11 protein-coding genes are annotated in these 14,078 nt (G+C 34.9%); 9 read left to right on the forward strand and 2 right to left on the reverse strand.

Going from position 1 to position 14,078, the window contains the following annotated elements; genetic code table 11:
* Positions 1 to 125: 125 nt before the first annotated feature.
* On the forward strand, positions 126 to 2,825 hold the full coding sequence (locus tag AC5YGG_RS02750; RefSeq protein ID WP_496142882.1) for a carboxypeptidase regulatory-like domain-containing protein: 2,700 nt from the start codon (positions 126 to 128) through the stop codon (positions 2,823 to 2,825).
* A gap of 50 nt (positions 2,826 to 2,875) precedes the next feature.
* On the opposite strand, the gene AC5YGG_RS02755 is transcribed toward AC5YGG_RS02750, so the two are convergent.
* The gene (locus AC5YGG_RS02755) at positions 2,876 to 3,373 is read right to left on the reverse strand and encodes a DinB family protein (protein ID WP_496142883.1); all 498 of its coding nucleotides are present in this window, start codon (positions 3,371 to 3,373) and stop codon (positions 2,876 to 2,878) included.
* Positions 3,374 to 3,589: 216 nt separating this feature from the next.
* On the opposite strand from AC5YGG_RS02755, the gene AC5YGG_RS02760 reads away from it, so the two are divergent.
* The 8 genes from AC5YGG_RS02760 (at position 3,590) to AC5YGG_RS02795 (ending at position 13,125) form a co-directional block, all read left to right on the forward strand.
* Entirely contained in the window at positions 3,590 to 4,492 is a 903-nt protein-coding gene (locus AC5YGG_RS02760; RefSeq protein ID WP_496142884.1) for a GLPGLI family protein, read from the forward strand.
* 137 nt (positions 4,493 to 4,629) lie between these two features.
* Entirely contained in the window at positions 4,630 to 4,884 is a 255-nt protein-coding gene (locus tag AC5YGG_RS02765) for a FeoA family protein (RefSeq protein ID WP_309873468.1), read from the forward strand.
* On the forward strand, positions 4,884 to 6,917 hold the full coding sequence (gene feoB, locus AC5YGG_RS02770) for a ferrous iron transport protein B (RefSeq protein WP_496142886.1): 2,034 nt from the start codon (positions 4,884 to 4,886) through the stop codon (positions 6,915 to 6,917). The genes AC5YGG_RS02765 and feoB overlap by 1 nt, the downstream gene beginning before the upstream one ends.
* A 218-nt stretch (positions 6,918 to 7,135) precedes the next feature.
* Positions 7,136 to 8,152, forward strand: coding sequence for a DUF4421 family protein (locus AC5YGG_RS02775; protein WP_496142887.1), 1,017 nt, complete (start codon positions 7,136 to 7,138; stop codon positions 8,150 to 8,152).
* Between the two features lie 67 nt (positions 8,153 to 8,219).
* Positions 8,220 to 9,602 (forward strand): phosphoglucosamine mutase, encoded by a 1,383-nt coding sequence (glmM, locus tag AC5YGG_RS02780; RefSeq protein WP_496142888.1) that lies wholly within the window; start codon positions 8,220 to 8,222, stop codon positions 9,600 to 9,602.
* 46 nt (positions 9,603 to 9,648) lie between these two features.
* Positions 9,649 to 10,230, forward strand: coding sequence for a Crp/Fnr family transcriptional regulator (locus tag AC5YGG_RS02785; RefSeq protein ID WP_496142890.1), 582 nt, complete (start codon positions 9,649 to 9,651; stop codon positions 10,228 to 10,230).
* A gap of 332 nt (positions 10,231 to 10,562) precedes the next feature.
* On the forward strand, positions 10,563 to 11,534 hold the full coding sequence (locus AC5YGG_RS02790) for a quinone oxidoreductase family protein (RefSeq protein WP_496142892.1): 972 nt from the start codon (positions 10,563 to 10,565) through the stop codon (positions 11,532 to 11,534).
* Positions 11,535 to 11,742: 208 nt separating this feature from the next.
* Entirely contained in the window at positions 11,743 to 13,125 is a 1,383-nt protein-coding gene (locus tag AC5YGG_RS02795) for a tetratricopeptide repeat protein (RefSeq protein WP_496142894.1), read from the forward strand.
* Positions 13,126 to 13,172: 47 nt separating this feature from the next.
* Here the strand turns inward: AC5YGG_RS02795 and AC5YGG_RS02800 are convergent, their stop codons facing one another.
* Positions 13,173 to 14,039 (reverse strand): hypothetical protein, encoded by an 867-nt coding sequence (locus tag AC5YGG_RS02800; RefSeq protein WP_496142896.1) that lies wholly within the window; start codon positions 14,037 to 14,039, stop codon positions 13,173 to 13,175.
* Between the last annotated feature and the right edge of the window lie 39 nt (positions 14,040 to 14,078).

The following is a 14,078-nucleotide window of genomic DNA, read 5'->3' on the forward strand; positions in this document are numbered from 1 at the left end:
GGAGAAAGCTGTATTTATTCTTATAACGGTTTTTATAGTGATAAATTTAACTTTTAAGTTTAAATCATATCTTTAAAAATGTAACGAAAGAATAGAATGATGAACTAATTAATCAAATAATAAACATGAAAAAAAATATTTCCTTATTTCTGATGCTTTTTTTTACGGTTCTTACCTTTGCTCAGAAAACAGTATCAGGAAAAATCACGGATACTGATGGGATAGCGATACCAAGTGCCAGCGTGACGATTGAGGAACCTGGTAAAGATGCTATTCTTGCATATGGGATCACCAATTCAAAAGGAGAATATAAAGTAACTTTTACCTCTCCCGAATCTAATGTTGACCTTAAAGTAAAGGCATTCAATCAGAAACCCCTTACGAAACAGATCAGCAATAGTGATCAGACCCAAAACTTTACCATGCAGTCTGAAGCTACAGAAATTAAGGAAGTACAGCTGAAAACGAAAATGATCACCGCAAGAGGAGACACCATTTCGTATGATCTGAAAGCTTTCAACAGTAAAAATGACAGAACCCTAGCCGATGTAATGAAAAAAATTCCCGGAATTGAAGTCAGTACAGACGGAACTATAAAATATCAGGGAAATGCAATCAATAAATTCTACGTTAATGGAAAAGACCTAATGGAAGGAGGTTATGGAACAATCAATAACTCACTTCCCAAAGATGCTGTTCAGAAAGTAGAAGTACTTGAAAATCACCAGCCGGTAAAGATTCTTCAGGATAAAGTTCCTTCAGATCAGGCAGCGATTAATATTAAACTTAAGAACGCTGTAACCATGACAGGTCGTGGTGAAGTAGGATCAGGTTTTGGCGATCCTTGGCTTTGGAATGTAAAATTAACACCCATGTTTTTCGGACAGAAAAGTCAGTGGGTCGTTAATTACAAAACCAATAATATGGGTGAACAGGTAGAAAGCGAGGGAAATATTTTGGCATTTGGAAGCTCATGGGAAGGAAGAAGAGGAAATGTTTCCCAAAATAACTGGCTGAGTGTTGAAAATGCAGAAGTTCCTAATCTTCCTGTAAAACGATATTTGCTGAATAATGTTCACTATTTATCCGCCAATTATCTGACAAATATTGATAAGAAAAAGGAATGGGAACTGAAAGCCAACGCCAATTATACCAATAATGCTGTTGAAAGAGAATCTAATACAGTTACCAGAGATATCCAGCAGGGAACACAGTATAATACAAGATTCCTGAATAATTTTTATACGGATAAACTAAAAGGAGAATTGATTTTTACTAAAAATGCTAAAAAAGGATTTTTCAAAAATACAACCACATTCTCTCAATTCTGGAATGCAGACAGAGCATTTGCGGAAAGAGCAGGATCAATCGGGAATGAAGCTTTGGAATCACCTACTTCATCGTTTCAGAACTCTTTAAGTACCATTATTCCGTGGAAAGAAAAAATGGTTAATTTTAAATCATATATAAGCTACCAAAATGATAAGCAGGTCTTGGAAATTTCTCCGGCAAATTATTTAAAGTTTCCTTATAAGAACCCGAATGATACTGTTTTTACAACTATTAAATTTACACCCGGCACTACCGCTTTACAGAGTTTAAGAATTAAAAGCTTAGAAACTTCACATTCTGCAAATATCAGCTTCTCTACAAAAGGCTGGACCTTCACCCCGCAAGTTGGAATCGATTTTTCAACTGATAGATTAATAACTAATTTTGACGGAATTACGGATGACAACAAGCCTGATTTCAGTAGTTCAGCATATGAAAATGATTTGAAATTCACGAAAGTGAATCCATCAGCTTCTGTAGGAATTAATTATAAATCAGAAGCGTGGAGCATATTTTCAAGCTTTCCAGTGAATTTTAACAGCATGAAAGCTGAAGATGCATTCAGGAACGTTTCAAAATCTCTAAACAAAGTTACATTTACCCCTAATATTTTTGCACAATATTCTTTTGCTTCTTTCTTTAAAGCAAGTGTAAGCGGAGGAATCAGCAATAATTTCGGTGATATACAGACTGCCTATGCAGGATCTATTTTAACAAGCCCAGGAGGATTCAGTGTAATGGACCCGAAAAACCCAATTCCTGAAACCACTACAAAAAACGGAGGCGTAAGGTTGGAATACAGAAACCCATTGAACAACCTTTTCTTCAATGTAGGATATAGATTAAGCGATGCTAAAAATAATCTGTTGGCTTCAAGTTTAGTCAATTCTTCGGGTTTCAGTGTTATTCAATACATTGAGCTTGAAAATAAAAGAACTAATAACAGCTATTATGCAGAAATCGGAAAATATTTTCCAACGTTTAAAACGAATGCATCATTTTCTTACAATAATACAGTATCAAAATCTCAAATGAAGAGAAACAATGATTTATTTGATACCAAGACAGATGGAAATACATTAGGATTTAAATTTAATAACACTTATTTCTCATGGATGAGTGTAGATTTCAATGTGACAAAATCCTGGAATAAACAGTCTAATATTTATACAACAGGAAATCTAGGGAAGAGCGAAAGCTATAATCATAATCTGAATGTATTCTTCTATCCATTGGAAAACCATACTATTGGTTTTTACTGGGATCAAATCAATTCCAAACTGGGAGACACAAAATTTAATAATGGATTCTTTGATGTGTCTTATCAATTCAGTTGGACCAAGAAAAAAGTAGACTTTGAATTAAAATGGATGAATATTTCCAACAGAAAAGTATTCGAAAGGATTAACGTAAAAGATGCAACGATTGAACAAACTACAATGCAGCTCCGTCCCAGTCAGGTCATGTTAACAGTAAAATTCAACTTTAAATAAAAGCAAAACCAATCCCTCGGGATTGGTTTTTTGTTGAGATATATAGTGATTTAAAAGCTTTGTTGATCGGCAGAAGGACCATAACTTCCCGGGAGAGGAATATCATTGATCCTGTAATATACTCCCAATTGTGCCCTGTGATGAGTGATCTGATTCAGTGCATGGCGTATAGATTCATATTTGGACCATTTTGCCAATTCCTGACCCTGATTTTTCAATGCCCAAGTTGCAGTAAGGTCATTTTCCTGTGCATTTTCAAGCGCTTCTTTACCGGATTTGAAATTTTGATCAAGTGTCTGAAGAAGATCTTCGCGGGTTGATATCTGCTTAGGAAGGTGATCTCCGCTTGCAAAATCCAATTCAGAAGTTGTAAGCATCGTATTCGGCCATTCAAAGATTTCAGCAATGTGAGTGGCAAGTGGTAACATTTTCATGCTTTTTTCGTGCGGAGCATAATCATTTTTTCCTTCAGGATAAGCTTCAAAAAACTTTCTGGTGGTTTGATACTCGGCTTCCAGCTCATTTTTAAATTGGGATAAGGTGTCCATAATATTTTGTTTTTAAGAAGATTAAAATTAAGAAAATCATACATGAAAATGTTTTAAGAAAATCATAATTTTTTATATGTCGTGTAGTGAAGTAAGTGTTTGAATAATAGCCTGTTTTAGCTTTGTTAATGAAACGTGCATCATCTATTAAAAAATAAATTGAAAAAAGCTGTAACAAATCTGTTCATATGATTACTAATTAATAAAACTTGAGAAATGAAAAAGCTATTTTCTATATTTCTTATTACGCTTTTTGCCTTTGCTAATGCACAGGATACAAAGGAAACGGCAAACCGCTTCTTTTATGAACTGACTTTTAAGCCTAAAAAAGATTCTGTAAGGCTGGATAAGCTTATCACTATTTTGGATATTACTCCAAAAAAATCAATTTATCAGGATTTTACAATTCCGGCTCAGGATTCCATCATAAAAGTGGCTGTTGAGGAAATGGAAAAGAAAAAAGTTTGGAGAGATGTATCTAAAATGATTAAAATGCCTAAGTTTTCTTATAAGATTGTAAAAGCTTATCCGGAAATGAAAGAGCAGTACATCGACAGAGTAAGCATGAATTTATTTGGTTATGATGATGCAGTTAAATTTAACTGGAATATTCTGCCGGAAAAACAAAAAATAGGAGCATATAATACTCAAAAAGCGACAACTGAATTTGGAGGAAGAAAGTGGACAGCATGGTTTAGTTCAGATATTCCTTTTCAGGACGGACCTTATAAATTCTATGGGCTTCCGGGTTTGATCGTCAAAATTGAAGATGATGAGAAAAACTATTCATGGATGTTGAGTGGAAACAAAAAAATAGAGAACTATGATGAATTGTCGTATTCAGATAAAATTAATGCTAAATACGGGATTTCAAATACGGTAACTCCTACTACAAAAGAAAAGTTTGAAAAAGCATATGCGAGCTTTAAACAAGATCCAATGGCTGAAATTCGCCAACGAGTTACTCCCGAAATGATGAACATGAAAATGCCTGGATCAGATGTAACCATTGGAGAAGCTCTTAAAACACAGGAGAAAGTAACGAAGGATTTCTTTAATGCAACGGATAATTCTATCGAGAAAGAACAAGCATCATCTTCAGGTAAAAAGAAAAAATAATAAGCATTCATATCAACTAAATTATATTCCGAATCACCCCAGATACAGCAATGTATTTGGGGTGGTTTCTTTTATGCCGGAAGTGTTATTTAGATTAAATTTAAATAGCGTATATTTGCATCACAAAAATTTAGGCTTTGAAAGAGAAAGAATTACATAAATTAAGTGGATTTCCTAAAAACAAAATGGGAAAGATATTGGGATATGATAATGATCATCTGAAAATGCCCAATAAAATCATTGAAATGGGACTCCTTCCAGAGACCGCTTTCAGGATTTTGTACCAGGCTCCGTTCAATGGACCTATGTACGTGGAATTTGGAGCAGAGAAAAGCCGAATTGCTCTTCGTGAAGAAGAAGGAGATTATATCATTGTTGAAGAATTGAATTAATGCAGGCAAACAAGAAAAAACAGATACTTTTAGTAGGGAATCCTAATGTAGGGAAGTCAACGGTTTTTAATGCACTTTGCAACAAAAAGCAGAAAACAGGAAACTATGCTGGTGTTACCGTTGCAAGCCATTCGGGGAACTATGAATACAAAAATGAGGACGTTGAAGTAATTGATCTTCCTGGATCATACAGCGTTTACCCAAGTTCAGAGGATGAAGCTATTTTCTCAAAATACCTTATCGATGAACAAAAAAACTACGCAGGCGTTGTTTATATTCTTGAAGCATTAAGTTTAAAAAGAGGACTTCTTCTGTTTCAGCAGATTCAGGATCTTGGTATTCCCATGATTTTGATTGTCAATCAGATTGACCAGGCGGAAAGAAGAGGGATTACAATAGATATTCAAAAATTCTCAGAAGCACTGGGAATTAAAATTATTCAGACCAATGCCAAAGAGCAGATCGGTATCAATGAAGTGAGGGAAGCTGTCTTCAATAATGAATTTGTAAAAACAGATACAGCCTCATTCGAAACTCCAGCAGAACATAAAGATTTCATTCAAAAGCTGATCTCTCAAAAAGGGTTCGACAATGAATACAAAGCTTGGATGAGCCTTTCTATGGGAACGGATCTGGGCAAGTTGGAATCTGTAATGGATCAGATTAATGATTCACAAGCTAAAAGTATAGTACCGAAGAGATTACAGGTTCAGGAAACCGTTAGAAGATATCAGAATGTAGATAAAATATTGGAGAATGTGATCTCCAAGAAACCTCAGTTCAAAGAATTGTTAACAGAAAAACTAGATAAAGTTTTAGTTCATAAATTCTGGGGATATGTGGTTTTTATGTTGATCTTATTAGTGATCTTCCAAAGTGTTTTCTTCCTGGCAGAATATCCTATGAACTGGATAGAAGAATTCTTTTCATGGCTGTCTGCCTTTACCAATGAGCATCTTCCTGAAGGTCCTATCAACTCACTAGTTTCAAACGGTATTGTTCCTGGGATCGGAGGAATTGTAGTTTTTGCCCCACAGATCGGAATTCTTTTATACTTCCTGTATCTTTTGGAAGATTCAGGATATATGGCAAGAGTTGTTTTTCTGATGGACAGACTTCTTCGTCCATTCGGGCTTAATGGGAAAAGTATTGTTCCGCTTGTTTCAGGAACCGCATGTGCTATTCCGGCAGTGATCTCCACAAGAAATATTGAAAACGTTAAAGAAAGATTACTTACGATATTGGTAACTCCGTTTATGACCTGCTCAGCAAGGCTTCCGGTATACAGTATCATCATCGGGCTGATCATTTCAGAAGGATCATTTTTAGGAATAAAATATAAGGCTCTTGTATTAATGGGAATGTACCTGCTAGGATTTTTAGTGGCACTATTTTCAGCAGCTATTCTTAAGAGATTTATTAAAGATAAAGGAAAAACATATTTGGTAATGGATCTTCCAGCCTATAAAAAACCACTTTTCGGATATGATTTCAAAATGGTTTTAGGTAAAGTATGGGATTTCATTACCGGAGCAGGAAAAATTATTTTCATCGTAAGTATCATCATTTGGGTTTTAAGCTATTTCGGTCCGAAACAACAGCCGAATGAATTGGTAGCTTCCAATGTAGAACTTGATCATTCTTATCTGGCTAAAATGGGTAAAGGAATAGAACCCGTAATTGCTCCTTTAGGCTATGATTGGAAAATGGGAGTGGGAATTCTTACCAGCTTCGTAGCGAGAGAGGTGTTCGTTGGAACAATGTCTACACTTTACAGCCTTGAAGATGATGCTCCTGAAGTAAAAGTGATTGATAAAATGAGAAGAGATGTAAAACCGAACGGAGAAAAAGTCTTCAGTTTTGCAACAGGAATCTCAGTGCTTTTATTCTATGCATTTGCAATGCAGTGTGTTTCTACACTTGCAGTAGTCTACAGAGAAACCAAAAGCTGGAAATGGACTGGCTTTCAGGTGGCAATGATGACAGGTTTGGCATATTTTGTGTCGATGATAGTATATCAAATTTTAAAGTAATGGATTCTTCATTAATTTTCCAGTATGTACTTGTTGTGTTAATTGTAGCATTTGCCTGCTATTCTTTATTCAAAGTACTTAAAAAGAATTTTGCACCTAATAAGTTCAGTTCAAAAAGATCAAGCTGCGATAAGGATTGTGGCTGTTCTTAATATGATTTACGGAGGGTAATTGAAAAAAATGTAGTATTTTCATTTTTTTAATTTAAATTATTCGTTTTGAACTTCTTTAAAGCAGGATCAGTTCTTTTATTCTCTTTAATTGCTACTTGTGGCAAGGCTCAGTCTGATACGCTCAATACCAAATCTTATGCAGATCAGGTAATGATCCGTGTGAATCTGGATACCAATATCGAGAGCTATGTCTTTACACAAGGCGAAGAAGAAAATGCAGAACAGACTATCCTTTCCATCAATAACAAAACGAAAACCTCGGTTTCCATCGATTATAAAATCATAAGTGCTACATTATCATTTGCACCTAAGTTTTTTAATGGTAATAATGATGATGCATTGAAAGGAAGCAGTTCTTATACTGATTTTAGTTTTAGATTTTTCCCCAAAAGATTCATTCAGAATGTTTATTACAAGAATGTAAGAGGCTTTTATATTGAAAATATGAAAGACCTTTTTCCAAACTGGAAGGAAGGTATAGATCCTCATGTCCAGTTTCCCGATCTTCGGGTACAAAGTTTTGGAGGAACAACTTCTTATATTCTTAATAAAAATTTCTCCGCAAGAACCATTTATACCCAGGGAGAATGGCAGAGAAAAAGCAGCGGAAGCTGGGTCCCATTTCTGGATTATGACCTTACCATTTTCAGAAATAGGATTAATGATATAAAAACCAAGGAGTTTCAATATAAGATCGGCGGGAATATAGGCTATTTCTACAATTGGGTTATTGGGAAAAATGTAAATATTTCACCTTACCTGGCTTTAGGGGTCGGAGGAAAATTTTCAAGCTATCGCAATATCCAGAACGGGAACTCCAGAGAAATAGCTCAATATCTTACAATCCGAATGGAAGGCGGGCTGCATGTGGGATATAATACAGATCGTTTTCTGTTTGGCGGAAGATTGAATTTTAATGCTTACGGCTATGAACAGACAAAGAATCAAACGGTAGAAAATAATAATCTCTATGGCTTATTATACATAGGTTATCGTTTTGCTCCCCCAAAAGTGGTAAAAGAGACCTATGATAAAGTTCAAAAAAAGATCCCTGTTTTATAACGTAAAGTCTTTTTAAGTATCTTTGTTTCGACAATTTATTATACTAACAAAGAAATATAAAAACATAATGTCGTTAATAAAATCTATTTCAGGAATTCGCGGAACCATTGGCGGAAAGGTAAATGATAATTTAACACCGCTGGATGTTGTAAAATTTGCTTCCGCATTCGGAACCTGGCTTCAGAACAATAAAAATAAAAAAGATTTAACTCTGATCATCGGAAGAGATGCAAGAATCTCCGGACAAATGGTTTCTTCCCTTGTTACCGCAACACTACAGGGATTAGGTATAAATGTGGTAGATTTAGGGCTTTCTACAACCCCTACCGTAGAAATCATGGTACCTGAACTGAACGCAGACGGAGGAATCATTCTTACCGCATCTCATAACCCAAAACAATGGAACGCTCTTAAGCTTTTAAATGATAAAGGAGAGTTTATCAGCGGTGAAAACGGAGCAGAAGTTCTTGCTTTAGCAGAAAATGAAGATTTCAACTATGCCGAAGTAGATGATCTTGGAAAGTATGAAACAAGAGATGACGCTTTTGACATTCATATCCAGCAGATCCTTGATTTACCAATGGTAGATGCAGAAGCTATTAAAGCTAAAAATTTCAAAGTAGTATTAGACGCTGTAAACTCAACGGGAGGAATCGCTATTCCAATGCTGTTAGATAAATTAGGCTGTGAAACCATCAAATTATATTGCGAACCGACAGGTCATTTCCCTCACAATCCTGAACCGTTGAAAGAACATTTAGGAGATATTTGTGAACTGGTAAAAAAAGAAAATGCAGACTTCGGTATTGTAGTAGATCCGGATGTAGACAGATTAGCCTTAATTGATGAAAAAGGAGAAATGTTCGGAGAAGAATATACGTTGGTAGCAGTTGCAGATTACCTGTTGAAGAATAAAAATGGTGTGGCAATTTCTAACCTTTCTTCAAGCCGTGCATTGAGAGATGTAGCAGAAACTCACAATTCAGAATACTTTGCAAGTGCTGTAGGAGAAGTGAACGTAGTGACCTTAATGAAAGAGAAAAATGCTGTAATCGGCGGAGAAGGAAATGGAGGAATCATTTATCCTGATCTTCACTACGGAAGAGATTCTTTGGTGGGAGTTGCATTATTCCTAACCCATCTGGCAAAAGAAAATAAAACAGTTTCCGAAATGAGAGCAGGATATCCAAGCTATTTCATGGGGAAAAAGAAAATAGAACTGACACCAGAAATAGACGTAGATGCTATCTTAAGCAAAATGGAGAAAGAGTATGAAAACGAAGAAGTTTCTACTGTAGATGGTGTTAAAATCGACTTTGAAAACAATTGGGTTCACCTTAGAAAATCCAATACAGAACCTATCATCAGAATTTATACAGAAGCTAAATCTCAGGAAGAAGCTGATAAATTAGGAGATGATATCATTGCCAAAATTAAAAGTTTAATTTAAAATAAATATAAGAACGGACCAAGCTCCGTTCTTTTTTTATATCAATATGTTTGAACACATAAAAGACAGATTCCCCTTTCCAAAAGAAAAGTGGCGAAAGTTTGTAAGCAGCTTTGAAAAAATGGAAGTGCCGGCAAAAACATTGCTTTTAAAAGAAGGCGACATATCAAATAATGCGTTCTATTTAGAAAAAGGACTTGTCAGAGCCTGGTATAATAATGACGGAAAAGATGCTACATTTCAGTTTTTCCTGGAAAATACCATGTTTTCTTCACTGGAAAGCTTCAAAAAAGGATTACCAAGTATGGTTTCATTTGAAACCGTAGAACCTTGTGTTTTATACAAAATTAAAAAAAACGATGCAGAAATATTTCTGGAAGAAGTATATGAAAATCCGGAACTTAGAACTCTGTTTATGGATGCTCTTTTTGAAAGAATGTTTGACTATATGAAACATTTCTTTTCATTTATAAAAGATACACCACAACAACGATATATCAATCTTTCAAAAGCCAATCCGGAAATAATAAAAAGAGTTCCACAACATTATATTGCATCCTATTTAGGAATTACAACTGTACATCTCAGTAGAATCAAAAGCAAAATACTGAAAGAAAATCTTTCTTGAGCTGGAAGCTGGAAGTTTCTGGCAGTCGAGATACGGCTGCTGCCCAAACTAATTATATTTATCGTACAGACGCAAGGAATTTTCAAAATAATGCTTTAAAAAAACATTTGCAAAGACGTTTCACCCAGCAATGAACCTATTCTTAGCTGAACGAATTACCCTTGCGCCTGAAAAATAAGACGACATGGAACCTTGTGTTTTTAATTCTTTCATTAGTATTAACGGCTTTCAATAACTTCCATCCTCCCGCTTCCATCTTCCTTCCTAATTGATAACAAATGTTATCGCTCCGCTATTTTCCACCTCATAATTTTGTATAAAAATATAAAACAATGAAAGCAGCAGTCGTTTTTGAAAAAGGAAATGTTCCTCAATATGCAGATTTCAAGGAATCGGAAGTAACGAATGAAAATGAAATCTTAGTCTCTGTAAAAGCAGCATCTATTAAAAACCTTGACAAAGTAAGAGCAAGCGGAAAACACTATTCTACCGAAAATGAAGTTCATCAGCCTACAATTGTCGGTTCAGACGGAGTAGGGTTTTTAGAAGACGGAACGAAAGTCTATTTCTTCAGTAAAAAAGGAACAGTTGCGGAAAAGGCAGTTGCAGATAAAAAAATGATGGTTAAGGTTCCTGATCAACTTGATTTTACCACAGCATCAGCATTACCCAACGCAGTTATGGGATCTGCAATGGCATTAAAATTCAAAGCTGGGATACAGCAGGGAAATGTTGTATTGGTGAATGGAGCAACAGGAATTACCGGAAGAATAGCTGTTCAGATTGCGAAAGTGTATGGAGCAAAGAAAATCATTGTCACAGGAAGAAACGAAGAATCTTTACAGGAGCTTCTTAAATTGGGTGCTGATGAGGTTATTTCCCTGCATCTGAATGATGAGGATTTTAAAAAGAAAATAAAAGAAATTCATAATGAAACTCCTATTGATATTATCCTGGATTATATTTGGGGGCATTCTGTGGAAATGATTTTGTCAGCATTTAAAGGAGACGGAACATTCTCTCACAAAACAAAGCTGATTACCATAGGCGCAATGAGCGGAGATACCATTCAGTTGTCTTCACAGATCCTCAGGGCAACAGATATACAAATTTCAGGGTCTGGATTAGGAAGCTGGACAAAAGAAGAATCTGCACTTTTATTCTCAGAAATTATTCCTGAAATGTTTCAGGCTGCTGTTGAAGGAAAGATTAAAATTGAGACACAAGAGGTTGATATTAAAAATATCGAATCCGTATGGAATGCAGAGATACAAACCGGGAAAAGGCTTGTAGTAAGAATTTAACCCCAATTTCCGTTTTTTTATCCACAATCCTTTTATCGGTTTTCTTTTTTTACTATTTTTATAATAGAAATTTATGAAATGGATATTTCAAAAAAAAGTTGCAACTTTGCATAAATATTTGAATATCAGTTTCAGATATATTAATTAATTAGATGTTTGCCGAGGTCTGTAAGCAAATTCAGACATCAGGTTGACAAAGAGGAGACTATTGGAAGAGTATTTTGGAAATGAACTTGTAAAAAAGTTCGAGGAAATGATGGAAAACAATGACGAATTCTACTTCGATACAGAAGAATTAGAAGATATCATTGTTTATTATTTGGAGCTTGGTGATTTTAATTATGCCGATATGGCTGTTAATTATGCACTGAAGCTTCATCCTAATTCATTAGATATCAAGATTAAAAAACTTGAAATTCTTTTGGAATGGGAAGAATATAATACGGCGAAGGATCTTATCAATGAGCTGAAAGGTTCCTCTATGGAAAATACAGACTTTTTGGTTTGTTACGCCAAGTATTATTCGAACCTGGGAAATCCTAGAAAATCAATTGAAATTTGTAAAAAAGCCCTTACTCTGGAGGAAGAAGAAAATTTCCTTCACAACTTTATTGCAGATGAATATGTGAATCTCGGAGATCCTTTTAACGCTCTTAAACATTACAAAAAAGCACTTAAAGAAGATCCTAGTGACGAATATTCATTAGAAAATGCGATGGTGTGCTTTAGTGATTTGAATAAGAGTGAGGAGGCTATTGCCTTTCTTAATGAATATTTAGATGAATTCCCTTATTCTGAGATCGCTTGGTCGGAATACGGACAATTCTACTTCAACAGAAAGAACTATGAAGAAGCAATAAAAGGATATGATTATTTATTGGCAATCAATTCAAATTCTGTAGGAGTATATGCCAATAAAGCAGCTTGTTATGAAGCTTTAGGACAATACCAAAAAGCAATCAATACCTATGAAGAAATGCTTGAGTTGGAATACACCAAAGCATTTACCTTCTATAAAATCGGATTGTGTAATAAAGCATTGAAACAGCCTATCTTAGCATTAAATTCTTTTCAGAAATCACTGAGAGAAGATCCTCAGTTTTACCTTGCTATGATGGAGCAGTCATACCTATATGAAGAAATGGGTGGAATGTCTGAAGCATTATACTTTGCTAAAGAAGCGACTCAGTTGAACGAGAATAATCTTGATTATCAGAAAAGATTAGCATTCTTATTCATTGATTCCGGGAAATTTGAAGAAAGTCTTTCCTGTTTGAAAAAGCTGGTAGATGCCGAACCTTCAAGGTTTTACAATTGGTATGCCTATTCAGAAGTATTGATGCTTGTAGGAGAATATGAAGAAGCGATAACTGTTTTGAATGCAGCTGTTAAGAAACATCACAGAGCAGAGCTGTTTTATCAGTTAAGCAATTGTTTCTTCAATCTTAAAGATCAGGACAAAGGAATAGATTCGCTTCAGAAAGCTTTAGAATTGGATCCGTCTTTAGTGAAGGATATGCAGAAAAAATATCCGTTCATTAAGGATGAAGTAAAAAAGGTAAAAGCGAGTAAAGTAAAGAAAAAGAACTAGAATAGTACTTAAAATAATAAAAAGCCTGCATTTTGCAGGCTTTTTTATTATTGATAATTGTATTCGTAGATGAATTGGTCCGGTTGGGTAGTTGTAGGGTTTCCACTGGCATCCAGCTCCTGTCTGGTTTCTACAGAAGGATATCCACTAGAATTAAATGTAGTGTTATACTTATAATTTAAAAACACATTACCCGTTCCTCCGGCAGTGGTAGAAACAAGTGAGCTTTTAAAAGTTCCTAAACTGTTTTTGATGTTTGAAAATAATATGGATACATTATCATCAGTATCTCCGTTGAAGATGATTTTATCAAGACCCTTTACATTTTTAAAGGCATAATTTTGATTCGTATGAACATAGGTTCCGGTTTGGGTATAATTTACTGAATTTCCATTGGTAATTCCGGTTCCGGTTCCCGTAGAACTTACCATATTCCCATTACTGTTGTACGTATATACATTGTTCATGGTATAGTTTGTATTAGGGCCTAAAATTGCCTGTTTCTTTACATTGATCTGTGTTGTGCTTACATGAGTATAGGTATATGTCATCGTAGCCTGGATCGCGCCTGAATCAGAATACTCTTTGTTTACCGCCGTTGCCAGACGTCCATTAGAATAGGTATAGTCAATGGATGTATCAAGAATATTATAATAATAGTTTTTTATATTAGTGATATAATCACCTGTATAAGTGAATTCAATCCTGAATCCTGGACTGGTAGTATTGGTTAAACTAATGATTTTTGTGCCGTTATAATTCACTTTCATGGTAACCCCATCATTCGTTACCTTCACAGGAAGTATTACATTTTGAGTGGTTGGGTCACTATTATCTACAGGGTTTTCATCATTAGATGACGAGCAGGAAAGAGAAAGTAAAGAAATTGCTCCGAATAGTAAAATTTTGTTCATGATTATAAATTAATTTCATCAAATATAAATTAATTTATA

The organism is Chryseobacterium sp. CS2K3, from assembly GCF_059515185.1.

Coding starts and splice junctions, on each gene's coding strand:
- AC5YGG_RS02750 (WP_496142882.1), top strand. CDS start 126: ATGAAAAAAAATATTTCCTTATTTCTGATGCTTTTTTTTACGGTTCTT.
- AC5YGG_RS02755 (WP_496142883.1), bottom strand. CDS start 3,373: ATGGACACCTTATCCCAATTTAAAAATGAGCTGGAAGCCGAGTATCAA.
- AC5YGG_RS02760 (WP_496142884.1), top strand. CDS start 3,590: ATGAAAAAGCTATTTTCTATATTTCTTATTACGCTTTTTGCCTTTGCT.
- feoB (WP_496142886.1), top strand. CDS start 4,884: ATGCAGGCAAACAAGAAAAAACAGATACTTTTAGTAGGGAATCCTAAT.
- glmM (WP_496142888.1), top strand. CDS start 8,220: ATGTCGTTAATAAAATCTATTTCAGGAATTCGCGGAACCATTGGCGGA.
- AC5YGG_RS02785 (WP_496142890.1), top strand. CDS start 9,649: ATGTTTGAACACATAAAAGACAGATTCCCCTTTCCAAAAGAAAAGTGG.
- AC5YGG_RS02790 (WP_496142892.1), top strand. CDS start 10,563: ATGAAAGCAGCAGTCGTTTTTGAAAAAGGAAATGTTCCTCAATATGCA.
- AC5YGG_RS02800 (WP_496142896.1), bottom strand. CDS start 14,039: ATGAACAAAATTTTACTATTCGGAGCAATTTCTTTACTTTCTCTTTCC.